This is a genomic window from Agrobacterium tumefaciens (assembly GCF_009649785.1).
GTDB lineage: Bacteria > Pseudomonadota > Alphaproteobacteria > Rhizobiales > Rhizobiaceae > Agrobacterium > Agrobacterium tumefaciens.
Map to the genome: position 1 here is coordinate 60,537 of NZ_WJOK01000019.1, position 18,946 is coordinate 79,482.

Genomic DNA, 18,946 nt, shown 5'->3' on the forward strand with positions numbered 1-18,946 from the left:
TCACCCCGGCCAAGAGCCGGGGTCCAGCCAGCTCAAATTCTTGAGCTTAAGGGAATCTTCCGCCGCGCAGACGCGCGTCGGTTGGATGCCGGATCAGGCCCGGCATGTCGACGGATAGGTTTCAGGCTGCCAGCAATCACGCCACCTTCAGCGGCGGTGTTCCTGCATGTATGCTCCTTCGAACTTCGGCCCGAAATTCCGGCGTATCCTCGGCGCCATGCACTGCCACGGCATGTTGAACCGCCGCTTCCATGAGCTCCTCCGGCGTATCGGCTGAGATGGCGATCGAGCATTTGCTGTCGCTCGGGAATTCGCGGCAATCGATATATTGGCGGGCCATTTGTTTCCTCCCCGCTTCTGGCCCACCCGCGTCCGCGCAGGGCGCGCGTGGGACAAGCCTCCGGCTCTTGGTCGGAACTTCACCAAATTACGCCTTTCCCCGGCCCCGGACAATCGAAAACGCAGGGATTCCCTGCATCCCTGCCGCGCAAGAAACCGACCGGGCAAGGCGCTGCGGTGCGCCAAAGCAAAAGGCCGCCAACGAGGGGCGGCCTTCCAGAAAAAAGCATGGGCATCCCGTCATTGAAAGCCGCCTCCTGATCCACCGGCAGCCGTCAATGAGGACGATCCCTATAAGATCTTGCGCCAATACCTAGGCGCGGGCGCGGATCGCTCCGTCGCGGTTTTCCAGTGCCGCCGCCTTTTCATATTCGGCCTGCACCTCTTCCAGAGAAGCCTCTGCGGCTTCCTGCTGGGTCTTCAGCTCCCGGATCGAGACCTGAAGATTGTCCGCACGCTGACGCGCGGCCTTGGCGAAGGTCGGATATGCGAAGTGGGTCGGATCGGTAATGCCGGACTTGCTCTCTTCCAGCGATATCTGATGCACCAGTTCCTTTGCCATCCGCTCAAACTCGGACATCATCTGCTGCAACTGGCTAAGTTGCCGGCGTTTTTCATTAACCTGAAATTCTTTCAGGCGAACCAGGCTGTCACGCGACTTCATACGCAATACTCCATGGATAGCGAGACCCGGATCAAAAAGGCACTATGCCCCCTCGATCGGCCCGTTTAACCCGCCCGCTCAACCGGCCCGGTTAACCCGTTGTGCCGGAATGATTCCCAAAAGTTACCCGGCGTTAATAAAAAAACGCCGCCGTTAACCTTTCGTTTACGGGCATCGTTAATGATAAACACGATCATTTAAGGGTCGGTAAATGCCAGGTCCAAAAAAACGGGCCCGACGATGTAAGAGTCGATTGAATCACTTAGCGAGATATCCTCACGTTAAGCTTCAATTTTGGCGATGGTGGATTCACGTGCAAAAACAGCGAAATGCCAACTTTGCTTAATAAATTCGATACACCTTGCCAAAGGCAATTAGAATTTGTTAACCATTTGGTGGCAGCCTGCAAATCAGGCAACGTCTGGATCCGCATCGCGCGAGGCAATGATTTACCAATCTGCGGGCGGCAAAGGGGATAATTATGCGGGTTCTACTTATTGAAGACGACAGCGCAACAGCGCAGAGCATCGAACTGATGCTAAAGTCGGAAAGTTTTAACGTCTACACGACCGACCTCGGCGAGGAAGGCGTGGACCTCGGTAAACTCTACGATTACGACATTATTCTTCTCGATCTCAACCTGCCCGACATGTCGGGTTACGAGGTCTTGAGAACCTTGCGCCTTTCCAAGGTCAAGACACCCATCCTCATCCTCTCCGGCATGGCCGGTATCGAGGACAAGGTTCGTGGTCTCGGCTTCGGCGCAGACGACTACATGACGAAGCCGTTCCACAAGGACGAGCTTGTTGCCCGTATTCACGCAATCGTCCGCCGTTCCAAGGGCCATGCGCAATCGGTCATCTCCACCGGCGAGCTGATCGTCAATCTCGATGCCAAGACGGTTGAAGTGGGCGGCCAGCGCGTTCACCTGACCGGCAAGGAATATCAGATGCTTGAGCTGCTTTCGCTGCGCAAGGGCACGACGCTGACCAAGGAAATGTTCCTGAACCACCTTTATGGCGGCATGGACGAACCGGAACTGAAGATCATCGACGTCTTCATCTGCAAGCTGCGCAAGAAGCTCGCAAATGCCGCAGGCGGCGCAAACTACATCGAAACCGTCTGGGGCCGCGGTTATGTCCTGCGCGAGCCTGATGGAGCCACGGAATTTCTCGAAACCGCCTGATCCCCTTCAGGATATGGCAGTTTTTAAAAGACCCGCTGGCGACAGCGGGTTTTTTGTTGCGATTTCATGATTGGATAGTGCCATGGACCATTCTATCCCCACCCTCAGAACGGAACGCCTGATTTTGCGCCCGCAGATCATGGCGGATTTCCCCGCCTATCGCGACTTTATGGCGTCAACCCGCTCCATCGGCGTCGGCGGACCATATGACCTGCCGTCAACCTGGGGCGTTTTTTGTCACGATCTCGCCAACTGGCATTTTTTCGGCCACGGGGCGCTGATGATCGAACTTGGCGAAACCGGGCAATGTATCGGCCAGGTCGGCATCAATCACGGCCCGCTATTTCCCGAAAAGGAACTGGGCTGGCTGCTTTATGGCGGCCAGGAAGGCCACGGTTATGCTGCGGAAGCGGCCTCTGCACTGCGCGACTGGGCATTCGAGACCCTGAAATTGCAGACGCTCGTCAGCTATATCTCGCCGCGCAACAGCAAATCAGCAGCAGTTGCACAGCGCCTCGGCGGTGTTATCGACCCATTGGCACCACGGTCTGATCCCGAAGACCTTGCCTATCGGTATCATCCGCAAAAAGTGACCTGAAGGATCGGGACGTCGCGCAACGGTTCATCGAGACGTCCCGAACACCTGTCTTAATGCATTTCTACGTTCAGGAAGCCGACAATCGCCTCCGCGATCTGCCGGTGGATGGTCAGGCGGCCCCTGCCCCCGCCGTCACGGCAGACGAAACCTTCCTCCGGTGAAAGCTCCTCGACGATTTTTTCGCCGTTTGGCTTGCATATCTGCATGAAGCTGAAATGGCTGGCATCCGGTATTTCGCGATAAACTGTGGTCGCCTTTGGCAGATTGCGGGCGATATATTCCGAATCAGCCTTGATGGCGGCAATCTCGGGCGTTTCCACACCGGCGGCCAGAACCAGAACCGGTACATCGACACGTTTCAGCGTTTCCGGCAGGAAACCGGCAGCCGGGCCAGCGTCGAGCGCAATCACCGCGCGGATGCGAGCATCGCGCAAATCCATCGAAAGGCGTGGATCGGCCTTGCCGCCGTTAACGATTCCGACCTTGGCCAGCAACCGTGGCGCCTTGCATTGCGGCAGAGCCTTCTCCGCATTGCAGTCTTTTAGCGCGAGATCCGCGCTGTAGCGGGCGCCAGTCAGCTCCATGGCGGTCCAGCCGAGAGAATGGCCGATGACCGCGATGCGTGCCCTGTCTATTTTGCCAGCCAGTTGATCGTTATCGAGCAACGCCGTCAACGTTCGGCTGATGTCGCGCGGGCGTTCCCATAACGGCACGATCTCCATCGCATTCTCTTCAGTGAATGATTCGCCCGCGTGATCCGGCGCGGCCACGATATAACCCTGCTGAACAAGCTCACCGGCGATCCAGTTCAGATTGCGCCAGCTTCCGCCAAATCCGTGTGACAGCAACACCAAAGGACGGGAACCGGCCAGAAACGACGCATCAGGTTGAACCTCGAGACCATAAAAGGCAGCGTTTTCGCCCACCGTCTCAGTTTTTCCCGATGGTGCGGACGGATACCACAATGACAGGTTCAGCGTTCGCGTGCCCGAATCATCGGACAATTCCAGCTGTCTGAAACCAATCGCGTTCTCCGCCATCACGGGCGCAGCGGTGGAGAGGATGGCGATGGCGACCACAAGAAAATAGCGCATGTGAAGCTCCAAAAATTGATCTTGGATCAACCCTTGGTTCAAACCGCCACCGTCCGAGACCTCGAACAGGTTTCAGGACGCCCTGAAACGCGATTGAGACGGCACGGTGGGAATGCGCAGTACTAAACCCCCACCACCCGCTCGAAAAGCCGGATGGGATTGCCCCGGAATGTCGAATCGCGAAACAGGCGGAAGCCGAAACGGGCGGCGATGACGAGCGAGGGGGTGTTGAGTGGATCAATCATGCAGACGGTCCGCTGCGAAATTCCGCTGCGATCAAACCACCCTGTTGCCGCCGCCACCGCCTCGGTCGCGACGCCCTTGCCGTTCAGATCAGCATCGATTTTCCACATCGCTTCTGGCACGCCATCGAAATCGGTGCCGTTTCCACGGCGCATATGGGCAAAGCCCACCTCGCCGACGATACGCCCGGAGCTTGCCTCCTCCACGACAAAGGGACCGAAGCCGAAGACCGACCAATGGCCGATGAAGCGCAAAAGACGGGCAAAGGCGATTTCGGGGTCCAGCGGCGTAATCGATGTGACCCCTTCGATGGGCCGGACATCCGCGCTCCAGAACGCACAATAAAGCGCTTCATCCGTGATGGCGTGCGGCCGCAGGACGAGGCGCGCGGTTGTCAGACGTGTCATGAACCTCTTCCCCAAAAGCAAAAAAGGCCGGCGCGTCGGAAAACGCTACCCGGCCCTTTCACAAAACTACCTCTGCAACTGAACGATCACGCGGCAACCGTTTTTACGGTAAACACGATGCGATCCTCATGCACCTTGTATTCCACGGCCATATCGGCCTCCTCCGCCAGAAGCAGCGTGTAATAGGGCTGTACGGAATGGGCGTCGACCGCCTCTTCCAGCCTGCCTTCGTAGATCTCGGCGAATTTGGCCGGAATGCGCATCATCTTGCCCTTGACGGTGATTTCGAATTTCGCGTCACCCTCAGGGTCTTCCAGCACCACATCCACATTACCACCGCGCGGGATCGCGCTGTAGGACACGAGAAAGAGGTTGAGCAAAAGTTTGACACGATTTTTCGCGACGATGGCGCGTGGGCCGTTCCAGGTCACTTCGGCCTTCTTTTCGGCGGCAGCGAAATCCTTGGCGGCTTTTTCAGCCTCGCCGGTATCGATCGAAGCGCCAGCGGAGCCGGACGCGCCGAAAGCAAGGCGGGCGAACTTCAGCCGCACGGATGCGTTAAGAGCGGATGTGCGGATGAGATCCAGCGCATCGTCATCGGTGCCGCCCTCGTCCAGCAATTCGAGGCCGTTATTGATGGCGCCGACAGGAGAGATCACGTCATGGCACACACGACTGCACAGAAGAGCTGCCAGATCGGGGCCGGACAGCGTGATATTGAGTTTGCTCGTCATAAAATTCTCTCCTGCGCAAGGGAGGCGCGGACGGTGTGGAAATTGTTAAGCCATAATGACACCATATTTGGTAAACCGATTGTTAATAGGATGGTTTCAAAATGCCAAATGCCTTAACAGGCCACCCTGGAGCGCCCTGCGTCCGTTCGGACGTATAAAGGATGCTCTGGAACTTTGAATCTTCGCATGGGCCCTGCCGAAAATCGATTCGGATTTTCGGGCTGATGCACCAACGAACAGACGGACGGACATGACGATGCGCCTTACGAAAACCCGCACCATTGCACGCCTCGGACTGGGAAAGATTTTTGCGCTCCTTGCCAGCCTTTTGATGTGGGCCGCACCGGCCTCGGCCCAGAACAGCGATCAATATTCTTTTCAGGAAGTCGTGGATGCAGGCCACGGATTCTTCGGTGAAACCACCGGCGGCCTCGCCAAGGTGGTGGAACGCGCCTTCCAGCAATACGGTCTTCCGAACGGTTATATTCTGGGGCAGGAAGGTTCCGGCGCTTTCGTCGCGGGCCTTACCTATGGCGAAGGCACGCTTTATACCAAGAATGCCGGCCAGCATCCCGTCTTCTGGCAAGGCCCGTCGCTCGGCCTCGATTACGGCGGCCAAGGCACCCGCGCCATGATGCTGGTCTACAATCTGCCTTCGGTCGATTCGCTTTATCGCCGTTACGGCGGCGTCAGCGGCTCGGCCTTCATCGTCGCCGGCGTCGGCATGACCTATCTGAAAAGCAGCGATGTCACGCTGGCACCCATTCGCACCGGCATCGGCGCGCGCCTCGGCATCAATGTCGGCTACCTGAAGCTTACCCAGGAACCGACCTGGAACCCCTTCTGACGCTGAGATGGGGAGGCACTCTTGCGGCTCCCCGCGCAATTGCCTTGGCGATACCCCTCCCAACGGTTGCAATAATAGCGTAACGTGCTCTCGCGCTCCTCTTTCCGAATGCGCGCGTATCTGAGTTTCGGAGACTGTCTCGCGTGATTGAATATGCCATTCTTTTCGGATTGGGTTTTCTCACCGCAACCCTGCTGGCCTTGCTGATCGCGCCCGCGATCCATCGCCGCATCGTTGCCTATACGGAAAACCGGCTGCGCGCGACAATGCCCATCAGCCCCCAGGAAGTTCGCGCCCAGAAGGATATGGCACGCGCGCTCTATGCCGCCGAAAACGCCAAGGTTCGTCAGGAACTGGACACCGAACGGGAAAAGAACACCTCGCTCCGCCTCGCCAACGAGGCAGCATCCAGCGACGCCTATCGCCTCGGCGAGCAGAACCGCGGCCTTTTGCTGAAAATCGAGGAATTGACGCTGGAAATCGGCGAATTGCGAGGCGCACTCGACGCCAGCGAGGAACGCGCGAGCGCAATACAGGCAAACCTTCTGGAGCAGGAACAGGCCGCAAATGCGCGTGCCGGCCAGATGTCTGAGATCACCGCTCGCCTCACCAATCTGACCCGCGAGCTGGATGATTCGAAAATCCTCGCCGCCACCCGCGATCTGGAGGCCGAGCAGGCAAAACAGACCGCCTCGCGTTTCCGCAAGGAGGGCGAAACGGCGACCCGCGAATTGCAGGATGTCGCTGCCCGCAACAAGGAGGCCATGACGGCGGTTGCGCGCGAAAGCCGCAAGGTCACCCGGCTGGAAGAACAGATCGCCAGTGTCATGGCAAAAAATGCCGATCTCGACACAATGCTCACCCTGCGCAATCAGGAGGTTGCCCGCCTGAAGGAACAGCTTGCCGCAACCGGCGGCCGCGCCGACGACATGATCATCCGTCTGCCCAACCCCGCCGTATTGAACGGGGAAACCGCAAGCCAGCCGCAAAAGGCGCCCGTCCTGCCCGAAATCGCGCCCGTGGTCGCGGCAGACATTCCACCGGTCTCAACCGCCATGGAACCGGCAGCGACGCCGCCGGAAGGTCTGGAGCAGGAGATCGAGGATATCCGCAATCAGGGAACGGCACTGACCGAACGCCTGCTGAATGTGCGCGGCACCGGCAACGACGAACCGATCCGTCGCGAAATCGCCCGCATCGCCGCCCAGATGATCGCGCTCACCGCAGCGCAGGAGGGCGAGAAATCGCCGATCCCGGGGCTGCTTGCGAAAGCCACCGCCTCGACCGGCCGTGAGAGCCTTGCGAAGCGGGCGAGTGTGTTGATGGAGAAGCGGAAGGGTTGATACCTCTACGCCTTTGCGTATGCGGCTCACCCCCTTATGCCCGGCAGGGCAGAGGGGGGTAAGCCCCACGCGCAAAGGGTAAACCTAAACCCGCCCTATCGCCCCCGCCATCTGATAAAGCGCCAGCCCCGAAGCCGTCCCCGCATTCAAACTGTCCAATTGCGGCGACTGCGCAATCCGGGCGGTATGGAACCGAGACAATACCGATTGCGGCAACCCCTCACCTTCCGTGCCGATGACCAGCGCCATGCACTCCGAACGTGGAATATCGCGAATCTCGGTCTCGCCATTCGGCGAAAGGCTCCAGATTGCAAAACCGGCCTGCGAAAGCCGCTCCAGCATCTGCACCGCACCACCGCCGCGATGATAGGGAACCGAGAGAACGGAACCGACGGACACCCGGAGCGCCTTGCGATAGAGCGGATCGCATGAAGTCTCGTCCAGAAACACCGCATCGGCATAAAAGGCCGCGGCGTTGCGGAACATCGCACCCAGATTGTCGTGGTTGGAAATGCCGCAGCCCACCAGCACCAGCGACGAGGCGGGAAGCGCTTCCGTCAACCCGTCCAGCGTAATGTCACGCACCCGGCGGCCGAGCGCCAGAATGCCGCGATGCAGGTGAAAACCGACAATGCCATCCAGCACCGGCGCTTCCGCCACATAGACCGGCACATCGGGCGGAAAATCGGCAAGGATATCCGCGACGCCGGAAAGCCGGTTCTTGAGGATGAGAATGCTTTCCGCCGCAAAGGCTCCACCCGCCTTGTGGGCGGCGGCCAGCATGCGCAACACAACCGTGCCTTCCGCGATGAAACGGCCCTGGCGACCGGTGAGATCACGCTCGCGAATATCGCGAAAGGCGGCAATGCGCGGATCGGCCGGGTCTTCGACCGGGATCAAAGCCCGACCGTCCAGGAGCGCATGCGCGCCCGCCGGATCAATATGCTCACTGGGCATCGACCGTCACATCGGCGAGAAACCGGCCGGCCGCGACGTTGAAGACCAGCGCCTTGCGGGTGCCGTTGGCAAGCTTGCCGTAAAACAGCATGTCACCGCCGGAATAGCTGACATTGTCGATTGTAAAGCCCTGCGGCAGGCTGGCGGTCACGGCAAGCGGTCCGTTGCCGGTGGGAACCGCCAGATTTTGCGGTACGCTCTGCGTTACAACGGTTTTCGATGGTCCTACCGCCTTGTAGACAACCGCGCCGAACACAGCCATAAGGCTGATGAACATCACGGAGCCCGACACGATCTGCAAACGGATCATCTTGCGGCGAACTTTATCCATGGCCGGATCAAGCGGCTTGTCTTCCTGTTCGTCTTGCTCGATGTGCGTCATCGGGTTCCCTAGAATGCTGATTGATCGGAAAAATAAGAATGAACGACCCCTTTAAACAAGGCGGAGACGCAAGGAAAGTCCTGATTGCCGGCGAAGACGCCGAAGGCCGCATCGATGTGTGGCTGGCGGGCGAAGTTGGCGGCGATCTGTCGCGCAGCCGCCTGAAAGCCCTGATCGAGCAGGGTGCCGTTTTATTGAACGGCACGCCGGTGACCGAGCCGAAAAAGAAGGTGCACCCGCACGACCGCGTCGAGATCGTCATGCCGGAGCCGGAAGACCCCGAACCCAAGGGCGAGGATATCCCGCTCGATGTGGAATATGAGGACGACGACCTGATCGTGCTCGTCAAACCCGCCGGTCTCGTCGTGCATCCCGGCGCCGGCAACTGGACCGGAACGCTGGTCAACGCCCTCATTTATCATTGCGGTGACAGCCTCTCCGGCATTGGCGGCGTGAAGCGCCCCGGCATCGTGCATCGGCTGGACAAGGAAACCTCCGGCGTCATGGTCGTGGCGAAAAACGACAATGCACACCGCCATCTCGCCGCGCAATTTGCCGATCACGGCCGCACTGGCCCGCTGGAACGCGCCTACAAGGCCGTCGTCTGGGGCCGACCGCGCACGCTGCGCGGCACCATTGACGCCGCACTCGGCCGCGGCGCCGACCGCACCAAACGCGCCGTCAAGCGCGAGGACACGGACGATGCCCGCGAGGCGATAACCCATTACGAGGTTATGGAACGTTTCCATGAAAAGGCGGACGCGTCCTGCCTCGCCTCGATGGTGGAGTGCCGTTTGGAAACCGGCCGCACCCACCAGATCCGCGTGCACATGGCCCATATCGGCCATCCGCTGATCGGCGACCCCGAATATGGCGCGGCCTTCCGCACCAAGGCGAACCTGCTTGAGGAACCGGCAAGAAGCACCGTCAACCGCTTTCCGCGACAGGCGCTGCATGCCTATCTCCTGGCCTTCGAACACCCCCGCACCGGCGAGGTGATGGAATTCGAAACAGACATGCCTGATGATATGGAAGAACTGCTCATCGCCCTGCGGAGCTGAAAATGCCGCACGGCGAGGTCAAAAAAACCACGCCGTGCATCTTGCCGGAAGCCACGGAAAATAAAAAGAGATTAGCGGATAGCGATATTCCCCACATGGTCTTTCTTGTAGACCGCCCCAATTCCGCTTCAATCGTCGCACCTCTTCGAACCCCGGAAAGCTTGAAATCGTCACCGCGAATGCCGTGGCCGGACCTCTGGCTTGCCGAAAGACAGACGTTGCAAGGAACGCCGTTTTATCCGCAGAGCTGAACGGAACCGGCATGACGACGGGATCTATCGCGCATGAACACCGATGAACGCCAGTTTATCTTTCAGGAATTACGAAGCGTCGAAGGCTATATCGACCCACCCGACGCGCTTGTCTTCAAGGCGCTGCTGCAGGCGCAGACAAGGGACGGCCTGAAGGGCGGCATGGCGGAGATCGGCGTCTATTATGGCCGCTCCTATTTTCTGCTGCGCAAATTCGCGCAGCCGCAGGAAAAGGTTCTGGGCGTCGACCTGTTCGAACTCGACCCACCCTCGGACGGAAGCCTCGACCAATATGAGCGCCTGATGGAAAACGGCAGGCGGTTGGGTTTTGCGATGGATGAGGACTTGATCATCAAGGGCGATAGCACCCGGCTCGCACCCACAGATATTACGTCGCGGACCGGTCCCGTCAGGTTCTTCAGCATCGACGGCGGGCACCACCTGCACCATGTGCTGGCGGACGCGAAACTGGCGCTGGAGGTGATCGCCCCGCACGGCGTCATCGTCTTCGACGACACCTTCAACCCCGCATGGCCGGAAGTGACCGTTGGCGTCGCCGATTTTCTGCGCACCCACGGCCACAGCCTCGCCTGCTTCGCCATGACGAAATACAAGACCTATGTCTGCCGCCGCGAATTTCACGCTGTCTACGCGGACGCGATTGCCTCTGGCCCCGACTTGCAGACACTCGATCATGTCGAAACGGAGTTTCTTGGCTCCCGGGTCGTTCGCCTGCACAACCCCACCCGCAGGCGGGTCATGTATGAGTTGATGGTGCGCTCCGGTCTCGGTGGTTTTTCGGAACGAATTTACCGTTCGAAAGTTAAACAGGTCAAAGAAGGTGTCGCCGGGACATAACGCATGTGTGAACGCTGTGTTCGCTTGAAACGCGGCGGGTGCATACATATTTGTTACGTGGGTTCGTGCGGGGTCGGTAACGACCCGCCACTAGCGGTGTGCCTTGGGCGAGTAATCGCCAATCGATGAGGGTGCCGTTCCAGACCATAGATAAGGGGGTGCTTTATGGCCCGCAATAGTTTGCCTACAATTACGGCCGGCGAAGCCGGTCTCAATAGATATCTCGACGAAATCCGTAAATTCCCGATGCTGGAGCCGCAGGAAGAGTACATGCTTGGCAAGCGTTACGCCGAGCATGGCGACCGCGACGCCGCTCACAAGCTCGTCACAAGCCACCTGCGCCTTGTTGCAAAGATTGCCATGGGTTACCGCGGTTACGGCCTCCCGATTGGCGAAGTCGTGTCCGAAGGCAATGTCGGCCTGATGCAGGCGGTGAAGAAGTTTGATCCGGAACGTGGTTTCCGTCTGGCCACCTACGCCATGTGGTGGATCAAGGCTTCGATCCAGGAATATATCCTGCGTTCGTGGTCGCTGGTGAAGATGGGTACGACTGCCAACCAGAAACGCCTGTTCTTCAACCTGCGCCGGCTGAAAGGCCGTATCCAGGCGATCGACGATGGCGATCTGAAGCCGGAACACGTCAAGGAAATCGCCACCAAGCTGCAGGTTTCCGAGGAAGAAGTGATCTCGATGAACCGCCGCCTGCATGGCGACGCATCGCTGAATGCGCCCATCAAGGCATCCGAAGGCGAATCCGGCCAATGGCAGGACTGGCTGGTGGACGACCATGAAAGCCAGGAAGCCGTGCTGATCGAGCAGGACGAGCTGGAAACCCGCCGCCGCATGCTGGCCAAGGCCATGGGCGTGCTGAACGATCGTGAACGCCGCATCTTCGAGGCCCGCCGCCTTGCCGAAGATCCGGTGACGCTGGAAGAACTCTCATCCGAGTTCGATATCAGCCGCGAACGCGTGCGCCAGATCGAGGTTCGCGCCTTCGAGAAGGTTCAGGAAGCGGTGCAGAAGGAAGCCCTCGAAGCCGCCCGCGCGCTGCGCGTGGTGGATGCGTAAGGCTCGGTCTTTTTAAGAGAGCGGGGCTGAACTTATCGGCTACGTCATCCTCGGGCCTGTCCCGAGGATGACGTCGGAGTAATTGGCTCGACTGCCATCCCATCTCACTCCCCTTGGTGTCCGGCGTGACGAGAGAGTGAGATTCGTTGCCAGTAAATTTCTAAGCCCGCAGATCGCGAGATCTGCGGGCTTTTTATTTGCAAGACATAAGGAAGAAATGAGGGGACCGGCTTTAGCCGATCCCCAAGATCATCACTGACCGGTCGCGGGCTTTGCAGCCGCCCATTCGCGCAGCGCCGTGTCGAAGGCGGCGATGCCGTCATTGCCCTTTTGCAAGGTCAGAAGCGCACGGCGGCCGTTGCGGTAGGAAACCGGGATGTCGATCCAGTTGCGGCTCTTCAACAGCTCCAGATTGGTCTTCATCGCATCCGGGAAGTCGTTAAGCGCGATCATGTGGAAATCGTCGGTGATTTTGGCCGGAACCGCGATCAGGGCGTTACCACGATCCTGCTCCGTGCTCTTCATCGCGATACGCTGGACGCTGTCGATCGCGCCGCCTTCGAAGCCGGGCGAAACCGAGAAGACGATCTCGATCAGATGGCTTGCCGGAAGCGAAGGATCGGTGTTGCGCTTGAAGGTGATGAGCGCGCTGAGGCCACGGCCGGGAACCGTGATCTGGCCCTGCACCGTTGCGGACGGACGACCCTCATTGTCGTTTTCCTGCTGCAAGGACCAGGAAACGCTGCCCTGAATGGCGGTCGGAACCGTCTGGCCCAGCACTTCCTCGTAGAGGAACATGCGGTCGCCCGTGGCGGCAGCGGCCGCAGCAGGCGGCTGTGCCGGCGGCGTACCAGCCGGAGTACCCGCAGCGGTATTGGCCGGAGCCTCACCTGCAGGCGGCGGCGCAACATTCTGCTCATAGACCGACTGGCCTTCCGCCGTGACGGGCTGGCCATTGGCGCCCGGCGCCGGCCCCTCGTCGCGCTCGGTTCCGTCGGCCAGAAGCCGCTGGGTGAACTTCGTGCCGGTGACGGACCCGTCATCGGCATGCGGCTGCGCCTGATGATTGGTGGGGCTTGTCGTCGGCTGCTGCCCGCTGGCAGGCGGCTGCTGAGCAGCTGGCGGTGTGGATGTCGGCGTCTGCGCCGTATTGGCTGGAGGCGTCTGGGTGCCGCCATCCTTCTGTGCCGATTGCACCAGGCCGCCGACCATGTCGTTCAGCGCATCACGGTTCAACCAGAGCGCATAACCACCACCGGCAAGAAGCCCGGCGCCCAAAAGCGCAAGTACCAGCGAGGCATAATTCCGGCGCGGCTTCTTCTTGACCATGTAAGCGGGCGTCGCGGCACCAGCACCGAGAGCGGGCATTTCGTTCGTCGTTGCCCGGCTGGAAGATGACGCGCCGTCATAACCGATCAGCTCATCCAGATCGTCCCAGGGCGTGCGCTCCTTATTGTCCTTGGAGGCACGGTCATCGAAGGGATCGTTATCGGCGCGCGGCAACGCAGGCGTGGCCTTCGGCGGGATCGCGAGATCCGTATCCTCGAAATAGGACGAGAAGTCCTCGACGACGGCAGCCTTTTTCGGGGCCGTGTCTTCGGTCTGCCGTGGTTCGGAAAAATCGTCGTGCCCGCCAAAAATCGGATCGTGATCGGCAGCAGCGCGGTAACCGGCATGCTCGTTCCCGTCGCGCCGCTCCGGCTCGAAGCTGACATCCGGGGCCTGATAGTGCTGCGCGGAATAACCGGCGACGGCGGAATGGTCGTCCCTCTCGTGGTGCACTTCGGCCTCGGCAGCCGGGCGAACATCCTCGTCCTGCGCTTCTTCGAGCTTGCGCCAGTCATCCTCGTCAACCGGCTGCGCCCAATGGGGCGGCACAGAATCATCGGCATGGGGGGCCGCCGCTTCAGGCGCGACATCATCAACGCGCTCGTCCTCCGGCTGATAGGCCGGCTCTTCATGCGCGCGGGTGAAATAAGTACCGGCTTCCTCGTGAGGACCGGCTTCATGAACCGGCGCGACACGGGCCGGTTCGGGTGCGTCGTAAAGCTCCTCCGGCTCACGCGCGCCGTAATGCTGCTCCTCATGCGGGATTGAAGCGGCGACGGGTTCCTCGGGGAGAGGCTCCTCTTCGCGGGCCGGTTCTTCATAAACCGGCTCTGGCTGGACAGGATAAACCGGCTCCGAATGTGCGGGCACAACCGGAGCAGGCTCTTCCTCCACCGGCTCGTACCGCTCGGCGGCATGAACGGCAGGCTCTGCGGCAACATCCTGCGGATGATAGGCAGCATCCGCCTCTTCCGCCACGGGGGAGAAAGCATCATCCTCCTCCAGTGCCGGCAAGGCCTCGGCATATTCACTGTCCACCTCGGCTATGGCGGCGTCCAGCTTGGCGATCTGCCGGCGCAACAATTCTTCCGGCGGACGTGGCTTCATATTCTCGAGCTGGCGCACAACCGCACTGCGCGCCTTGTCGTAAACCTTCGCCCGGTTTTCGGGAGTATTGTTCGCCAAGCCATCCACGGCCTTGCGAATGACTGCTACAAAATCCGCCATAAGCACTTTCTCGTCGTGACCGGCGACGTACCGGCCCGATATGGTTTATGAATCTAGATCGCCGAGGACATTAGTCCTCAAACGGATCAGTCACAAGTATGGTGTCGTCACGCTCCGGACTTGTCGACAGAAGCGCGACAGGCGCCCCGATCAGTTCTTCCACCTGACGGACATATTTAATTGCCTGAGCAGGCAAATCCGCCCATTTTCGGGCGCCGACGGTAGATTCTTTCCAGCCTTCCAGCGTGACATAGATCGGCTCGACACGAGCCTGCGCACCCTGGCTTGCGGGAAGATGATCGATTTCCTGCCCGTCGAGCTTGTAACCGACGCAGATTTTCAGCTCGTCCAGACCGTCGAGAACGTCAAGCTTGGTGAGCGCGATGCCGGTGATGCCGTTGGTGGCGACCGACTGGCGCACCAGCGCTGCGTCAAACCAGCCACAACGACGCTTGCGGCCGGTGACAGTGCCGAACTCATGACCCTTTTCGCCCAGGAACTGGCCGATTTCGTCATGCAGCTCGGTCGGGAAAGGACCTTCGCCAACGCGGGTCGTATAGGCCTTGGTGATGCCGAGAATATAACCCAGCGAACCCGGACCCATGCCCGAACCGGCAGCGGCCTGACCGGCAACCGTGTTGGAAGAGGTGACATAGGGGTATGTGCCGTGGTCGATATCGAGCAGCGAGCCCTGCGCGCCTTCGAACAGGATGCGCGCACCGGCGCGGCGCTTCTTGTCGAGCAGCAGCCATACGGTTTCGCTGAACGGCAGGATGCGTTCTGCAACCGAGCTCAACTCTTCCATGATGGTTTCGTGCGAAACTTCAGCAGCGCCGAAGCCGCGCCGCAGCGCATTGTGATGCGTCAGGATGCGATCGACCTTGGCGGACAGCGCCTCCATGTCGGCCAGATCCATGACGCGGATGGCGCGGCGGCCGACCTTGTCTTCGTAGGCCGGGCCGATACCGCGGCGCGTGGTGCCGATCTTGGTGCCGCTGTTGGAGGCGGCGTCTTCGCGCATGCCATCAAGTTCGCGGTGCAGGGAAAGAATGAGCGTGGCATTGTCTGCAATGCGCAGGTTTTCCGGCGTAACCTTTACGCCCTGCACTTCCAGACGGCCGATTTCAGCGATCAGCGCATGCGGATCGACCACGACGCCGTTGCCGATGACGGCGAGCTTGCCAGGACGCACGACGCCGGAAGGCAGAAGCGAAAGCTTGTAGCTGATGCCATCGATGACAAGAGTATGGCCGGCATTGTGGCCGCCCTGATACCGCACGACGACATCTGCCCGCTCGGACAGCCAGTCGACAATCTTGCCTTTGCCTTCGTCGCCCCACTGCGAGCCGACCACCACAACATTCGTCATTTCTTGCTTTCCTGCTCATGGCGCTTGCGCGCCCGATAACCCGATGGGAAACCCAAACCCGCGAATGTATACTGCGTTGTTTTACGGAAAGCGACCCTGTTTCTTATGGTGAATTTTGCTTTTTCCGTGACAAAACGTCGAATTCCGCATTATCTCGCCCCGTGGGGGGACAAGCGCGGACACAAGGCCGCTATTCACCCCTTAGCCTTTTTCCCGCCCCTTGAAGAAGCGAAACATCAGCGTGCCTTCGAAAGCCTATCTCGCCCTCATCATCGCCACGCTCTGCTGGGGTGGCAATACCGTTGCCGGAAAGCTCGCCGTCGGCCACATCAGCCCCATGGCGTTTACCTTCCTGCGCTGGGTTTTGGCCGTCGCCATCATCTTCGCCATTTCCGTGCCGCAGCTCATCAAGGACTGGCCGGTGGTGAAAAAACGCCTGCCTTACTTCTTCGTGCTCGGCAGTGTCGGTTACACCGCCTTCAACGTCTTTCTTTATACCGCGCTTCAGCACACCTCCGCCATCAATGCCGCCGTCATCCAGGCGGGCATTCCCATGGTCATATTCGTGCTGAACTTCATCCTGTTCCGCACTCGCGTGCTGTTCGGCCAGATCGCCGGTTTCTGTCTCACCATTGCCGGCGTGGCGCTTCTCGCCTCGCATGGCGATCCGGTCTCGCTGCTGCAACTGGAGATGAATGCCGGCGACGCCATCATGCTGCTGGCGGTGCTGGTCTATGCCATCTACACCGTCATCCTGCGCTGGAAACCAATCGTGGACTGGCGCACGCTGATGGCGATCCCAGCCTTTTTCGCCCTCCTCACCTCAGTCCCGCTGGTCTTTTGGGAAATCTCACGCGACAACGTCGTCTGGCCCGATCAGAAGGGTTGGGTGCTGGTGGTCTATGCCGCCATCTTCGCGTCGCTCATCGCCCAGATCCTGTACATCAAGGGCGTGGAGCAGATCGGCGCCAACCGCGCCGGCCTTTTCATCAACCTCGTCCCCGTCTTCGGCACGCTTCTCTCCGTCATCGTCCTCAGCGAAACCCTGCATCCCTACCAGATCGCGGCGCTGGTGATGGCGCTGGCCGGCATTGCCGTGGCGGAACGAAAAAAATCGCCGGCTTCCTGATCCCGTAAGGGTCTGGAAAACCGGCGCAGTCTGGCAGGCATGAAAAGTTCGGGTTAGAGCGCGGTTTCGCGCTCAACCGGAGAGAAAGCGGCGTTGCCGAGCACGATATCGCCCTTGTCTGTGGTGACAACAAGCACCTTTTCGAGCGATCCGTCATCATCAAGCAAAAAGGCAAGGCGCAGTGCTGCGGAAGACCAGCCGGCACCGGCCAGTGCCGTGCGCTTGATCGCAGCACAATCGCCACAATCATTGGCGCTTACCGAAGGCGTTGCCGGAACATCGGCTGAAAAGCCGGAGAAATAATAATCGAGTGCGCCCATGGTGGCGTTCACATCGCGGTTGACGCGCAGCAGTTCATCGCGGCGTTCGCCGGTCAGCGGCGCGGCAATCGTCGAAACGCATTGGCCGGCGGACAGAACGCAGCCATCAAAACCGCCGGGCGCCGAAATACCGATCTGTGTTACGGCGCTCTTTTCAGCTGCGGCAAAGCTGCGGGCAAAACCGGCGGCACCAGCCGCATCGGCATGAGTGGACATGGAAGCAATGGCAATTCCGCAGATGGCGGCAGCAATAATCTTCTTCAGCATTTTCATACCCCGTTTGACGATCCGCCGGCTTGTGCCGGTCTCGATTTCTGTTTTCCGCAGCGGCCCCGTCCTTGCAGGTTGTCCGCTCCTTGTCTGTGATCCCACAATGGCACAGCACTGTTTTCAGCCGCTTTAAGCCGATTGCTACAATTTTATCGGTTTTCATTTTTGTACAGGGGGCAGGCTCTCCGGAAACATAGCCCGCGCCCGTCGCCCCGAAACCGAGGCAACGCTTAGAAGCGATAAAGGGGCCGCATCGCTGCGGGAGTATCAAATGGTGTAGTAGGGTTTTGCAGACGATGCGGCCCCGGCTTCAACATGTGACCCGCCCGCCAAACCGGTTCCTGTTTGGAGGATGAGCACATGCCGGCCGCCTCAACCGTGACATCGGGAAACTCCCCGGTTTTGGCCGCCTGCCCCGCCCACCTTGCGCCGCGCGCACGCTGGATGACCGGGATGGGATAAACATAAGCGGCTTTGTGAGACCGGGGATGTGCGGGGATGCCGGCAATGCCATTTCCGGAAAAAAACGCCACTTACCCCATGGTTTTGCCGCATCCCGGACACAGGAATTTTCAGCGGGTTAACAAGCGCTTGATCGGCGGCATTTGAATTAACCTTGTCTTAAAACCCGACGTTAATGGTTAGCAATTTAAGAATAGCGGAACGAAAGGGTTCCGCGATGCGTGGCGTGTTTGCCGTTGTTTTACTGATGACTGTTCTGGCCGGTTGCGCAACCGCACCGTCGCAGGTCACCAATGCCTGTGCGATTTTCGAGCAGCGGAACGGCCTCTTCAACAATTGGCGACGTGACGCGAGGGCAGCCGAACGGGAGTTCGGCGTGCCGGTGCCGGTGATGATGGCAACGATCTACACCGAATCTGCCTTCCGCCCCTATGCCCGCCCGCCGCGCACCAAACTCTTCGGCTTCATTCCCTGGACGCGCCAGTCCACCGCTTACGGTTATGCCCAGGCGCTGGACGGTACATGGGAAGTCTACAAGCGCGAAACCGGCCGCTGGTCGGCCAGCCGCACGGATTTCACAGACGCGATCCATTTCGTCGGCTGGTATCACGCCAAGAGCCGCCGCGAAAACGGCATTGCGCTGAACGATCCCTATAACCTCTACCTCGCTTATTATTCCGGCCATGCCGGTTACGCCAAAGGAAGCTGGCGCAACAATTCCGCCGTCCAGAAAGCCGCCCGCCGCTCCGCCAACATGGCGCTGCGTTACGAGGCGCAGTTGCAGCAATGTGGATATCGCTAAGGCGGG

At 59.7% G+C, this 18,946-nt stretch carries 20 protein-coding genes; 10 read left to right on the forward strand and 10 right to left on the reverse strand.

All coding sequences use genetic code 11. From position 1 onward, the window contains the following. Window positions 1-136: 136 nt before the first annotated feature. Both GH784_RS19430 and GH784_RS19435 read right to left on the reverse strand, forming a co-directional pair. Window positions 137-340 carry a DUF1059 domain-containing protein gene (locus GH784_RS19430; RefSeq protein WP_003513967.1) on the reverse strand — a complete coding sequence of 68 codons (204 nt, stop codon included), beginning with the start codon at window positions 338-340 and terminating at the stop codon, window positions 137-139. Window positions 341-652: 312 nt separating this feature from the next. Further along, a complete protein-coding gene (locus GH784_RS19435) occupies window positions 653-1,003 on the reverse strand; it encodes a flagellar export protein FliJ (RefSeq protein WP_013636730.1) in 351 nt (116 codons plus the stop codon). Window positions 1,004-1,484: 481 nt separating this feature from the next. Here GH784_RS19435 and ctrA point away from each other — a divergent pair, with 481 nt between their 5' ends. Both ctrA and GH784_RS19445 read left to right on the forward strand, forming a co-directional pair. Further along, entirely contained in the window at window positions 1,485-2,189 is a 705-nt protein-coding gene (gene ctrA, locus GH784_RS19440) for a response regulator transcription factor CtrA (protein ID WP_003491823.1), read from the forward strand. Window positions 2,190-2,271: 82 nt separating this feature from the next. After that, window positions 2,272-2,787: a GNAT family N-acetyltransferase gene (locus GH784_RS19445; protein ID WP_065702612.1), complete on the forward strand. Its 516-nt coding sequence runs from the start codon at window positions 2,272-2,274 to the stop codon at window positions 2,785-2,787. Window positions 2,788-2,837: 50 nt separating this feature from the next. On the opposite strand, the gene GH784_RS19450 is transcribed toward GH784_RS19445, so the two are convergent. The 3 genes from GH784_RS19450 to chpT form a co-directional block, all read right to left on the reverse strand. After that, window positions 2,838-3,881 (reverse strand): alpha/beta hydrolase family protein, encoded by a 1,044-nt coding sequence (locus tag GH784_RS19450; protein ID WP_194842980.1) that lies wholly within the window; start codon window positions 3,879-3,881, stop codon window positions 2,838-2,840. A 122-nt stretch (window positions 3,882-4,003) separates the two neighbouring features. Next, window positions 4,004-4,531 carry a GNAT family N-acetyltransferase gene (locus GH784_RS19455; RefSeq protein WP_013636733.1) on the reverse strand — a complete coding sequence of 176 codons (528 nt, stop codon included), beginning with the start codon at window positions 4,529-4,531 and terminating at the stop codon, window positions 4,004-4,006. 86 nt (window positions 4,532-4,617) lie between these two features. Then, window positions 4,618-5,265 carry a histidine phosphotransferase ChpT gene (gene chpT / locus GH784_RS19460; RefSeq protein WP_065702610.1) on the reverse strand — a complete coding sequence of 216 codons (648 nt, stop codon included), beginning with the start codon at window positions 5,263-5,265 and terminating at the stop codon, window positions 4,618-4,620. A 250-nt stretch (window positions 5,266-5,515) separates the two neighbouring features. Between chpT and GH784_RS19465 the strand changes: the two genes are divergently transcribed. Continuing rightward, window positions 5,516-6,112 carry a DUF1134 domain-containing protein gene (locus tag GH784_RS19465; protein WP_003513975.1) on the forward strand — a complete coding sequence of 199 codons (597 nt, stop codon included), beginning with the start codon at window positions 5,516-5,518 and terminating at the stop codon, window positions 6,110-6,112. 143 nt (window positions 6,113-6,255) lie between these two features. Beyond that, a complete protein-coding gene (locus GH784_RS19470) occupies window positions 6,256-7,455 on the forward strand; it encodes a coiled-coil domain-containing protein (RefSeq protein ID WP_065702609.1) in 1,200 nt (399 codons plus the stop codon). A gap of 84 nt (window positions 7,456-7,539) precedes the next feature. On the opposite strand, the gene GH784_RS19475 is transcribed toward GH784_RS19470, so the two are convergent. Both GH784_RS19475 and GH784_RS19480 read right to left on the reverse strand, forming a co-directional pair. After that, a complete protein-coding gene (locus GH784_RS19475) occupies window positions 7,540-8,412 on the reverse strand; it encodes a TrmH family RNA methyltransferase (protein WP_065702608.1) in 873 nt (290 codons plus the stop codon). After that, a complete protein-coding gene (locus tag GH784_RS19480) occupies window positions 8,402-8,794 on the reverse strand; it encodes a hypothetical protein (RefSeq protein WP_003513978.1) in 393 nt (130 codons plus the stop codon). The genes GH784_RS19475 and GH784_RS19480 overlap by 11 nt, the downstream gene beginning before the upstream one ends. Window positions 8,795-8,832: 38 nt before the next feature. Here GH784_RS19480 and GH784_RS19485 point away from each other — a divergent pair, with 38 nt between their 5' ends. From GH784_RS19485 to rpoH, 4 genes are all read left to right on the forward strand, one after another. Beyond that, complete coding sequence (locus GH784_RS19485) at window positions 8,833-9,855, forward strand: RluA family pseudouridine synthase (protein WP_003513979.1); 1,023 nt, start codon at window positions 8,833-8,835, stop codon at window positions 9,853-9,855. A 2-nt stretch (window positions 9,856-9,857) separates the two neighbouring features. After that, the gene (locus GH784_RS19490; protein WP_003513980.1) at window positions 9,858-10,106 is read left to right on the forward strand and encodes a hypothetical protein; all 249 of its coding nucleotides are present in this window, start codon (window positions 9,858-9,860) and stop codon (window positions 10,104-10,106) included. Between the two features lie 33 nt (window positions 10,107-10,139). Beyond that, window positions 10,140-10,964, forward strand: a complete 825-nt coding sequence (locus tag GH784_RS19495; protein ID WP_065702607.1) for a class I SAM-dependent methyltransferase — start codon at window positions 10,140-10,142, stop codon at window positions 10,962-10,964. A gap of 165 nt (window positions 10,965-11,129) precedes the next feature. After that, window positions 11,130-12,032: an RNA polymerase sigma factor RpoH gene (rpoH, locus tag GH784_RS19500; protein ID WP_003491840.1), complete on the forward strand. Its 903-nt coding sequence runs from the start codon at window positions 11,130-11,132 to the stop codon at window positions 12,030-12,032. A gap of 252 nt (window positions 12,033-12,284) precedes the next feature. Here rpoH and GH784_RS19505 read toward each other — a convergent pair whose 3' ends face one another. Together GH784_RS19505 and GH784_RS19510 are read right to left on the reverse strand one after the other, a co-directional pair. After that, the gene (locus GH784_RS19505) at window positions 12,285-14,588 is read right to left on the reverse strand and encodes a hypothetical protein (RefSeq protein WP_153793682.1); all 2,304 of its coding nucleotides are present in this window, start codon (window positions 14,586-14,588) and stop codon (window positions 12,285-12,287) included. 70 nt (window positions 14,589-14,658) lie between these two features. Beyond that, window positions 14,659-15,957 carry an adenylosuccinate synthase gene (locus tag GH784_RS19510; RefSeq protein WP_003513983.1) on the reverse strand — a complete coding sequence of 433 codons (1,299 nt, stop codon included), beginning with the start codon at window positions 15,955-15,957 and terminating at the stop codon, window positions 14,659-14,661. A gap of 241 nt (window positions 15,958-16,198) precedes the next feature. On the opposite strand from GH784_RS19510, the gene GH784_RS19515 reads away from it, so the two are divergent. Beyond that, complete coding sequence (locus tag GH784_RS19515) at window positions 16,199-17,086, forward strand: DMT family transporter (protein WP_026330752.1); 888 nt, start codon at window positions 16,199-16,201, stop codon at window positions 17,084-17,086. Between the two features lie 53 nt (window positions 17,087-17,139). On the opposite strand, the gene GH784_RS19520 is transcribed toward GH784_RS19515, so the two are convergent. Further along, a complete protein-coding gene (locus GH784_RS19520) occupies window positions 17,140-17,673 on the reverse strand; it encodes a transglutaminase-like cysteine peptidase (RefSeq protein WP_065702636.1) in 534 nt (177 codons plus the stop codon). Window positions 17,674-18,355: 682 nt separating this feature from the next. On the opposite strand from GH784_RS19520, the gene GH784_RS19525 reads away from it, so the two are divergent. Beyond that, window positions 18,356-18,940, forward strand: coding sequence for a transglycosylase SLT domain-containing protein (locus GH784_RS19525; RefSeq protein WP_013636743.1), 585 nt, complete (start codon window positions 18,356-18,358; stop codon window positions 18,938-18,940). The last annotated feature ends 6 nt before the right edge of the window (window positions 18,941-18,946 follow it).

Bases quoted from the DNA above. Each gene is read 5' to 3' on its own strand.
- GH784_RS19510 (WP_003513983.1), bottom strand. From the start codon at position 15,957: ATGACGAATGTTGTGGTGGTCGGCTCGCAGTGGGGCGACGAAGGCAAA.
- GH784_RS19445 (WP_065702612.1), top strand. From the start codon at position 2,272: ATGGACCATTCTATCCCCACCCTCAGAACGGAACGCCTGATTTTGCGC.
- GH784_RS19450 (WP_194842980.1), bottom strand. From the start codon at position 3,881: ATGCGCTATTTTCTTGTGGTCGCCATCGCCATCCTCTCCACCGCTGCG.
- rpoH (WP_003491840.1), top strand. From the start codon at position 11,130: ATGGCCCGCAATAGTTTGCCTACAATTACGGCCGGCGAAGCCGGTCTC.
- GH784_RS19520 (WP_065702636.1), bottom strand. From the start codon at position 17,673: ATGCTGAAGAAGATTATTGCTGCCGCCATCTGCGGAATTGCCATTGCT.
- GH784_RS19435 (WP_013636730.1), bottom strand. From the start codon at position 1,003: ATGAAGTCGCGTGACAGCCTGGTTCGCCTGAAAGAATTTCAGGTTAAT.
- GH784_RS19465 (WP_003513975.1), top strand. From the start codon at position 5,516: ATGACGATGCGCCTTACGAAAACCCGCACCATTGCACGCCTCGGACTG.
- GH784_RS19495 (WP_065702607.1), top strand. From the start codon at position 10,140: ATGAACACCGATGAACGCCAGTTTATCTTTCAGGAATTACGAAGCGTC.
- ctrA (WP_003491823.1), top strand. From the start codon at position 1,485: ATGCGGGTTCTACTTATTGAAGACGACAGCGCAACAGCGCAGAGCATC.
- GH784_RS19475 (WP_065702608.1), bottom strand. From the start codon at position 8,412: ATGCCCAGTGAGCATATTGATCCGGCGGGCGCGCATGCGCTCCTGGAC.
- GH784_RS19455 (WP_013636733.1), bottom strand. From the start codon at position 4,531: ATGACACGTCTGACAACCGCGCGCCTCGTCCTGCGGCCGCACGCCATC.
- GH784_RS19430 (WP_003513967.1), bottom strand. From the start codon at position 340: ATGGCCCGCCAATATATCGATTGCCGCGAATTCCCGAGCGACAGCAAA.
- GH784_RS19485 (WP_003513979.1), top strand. From the start codon at position 8,833: ATGAACGACCCCTTTAAACAAGGCGGAGACGCAAGGAAAGTCCTGATT.
- GH784_RS19505 (WP_153793682.1), bottom strand. From the start codon at position 14,588: ATGGCGGATTTTGTAGCAGTCATTCGCAAGGCCGTGGATGGCTTGGCG.
- GH784_RS19480 (WP_003513978.1), bottom strand. From the start codon at position 8,794: ATGACGCACATCGAGCAAGACGAACAGGAAGACAAGCCGCTTGATCCG.
- GH784_RS19490 (WP_003513980.1), top strand. From the start codon at position 9,858: ATGCCGCACGGCGAGGTCAAAAAAACCACGCCGTGCATCTTGCCGGAA.
- chpT (WP_065702610.1), bottom strand. From the start codon at position 5,265: ATGACGAGCAAACTCAATATCACGCTGTCCGGCCCCGATCTGGCAGCT.
- GH784_RS19525 (WP_013636743.1), top strand. From the start codon at position 18,356: ATGCGTGGCGTGTTTGCCGTTGTTTTACTGATGACTGTTCTGGCCGGT.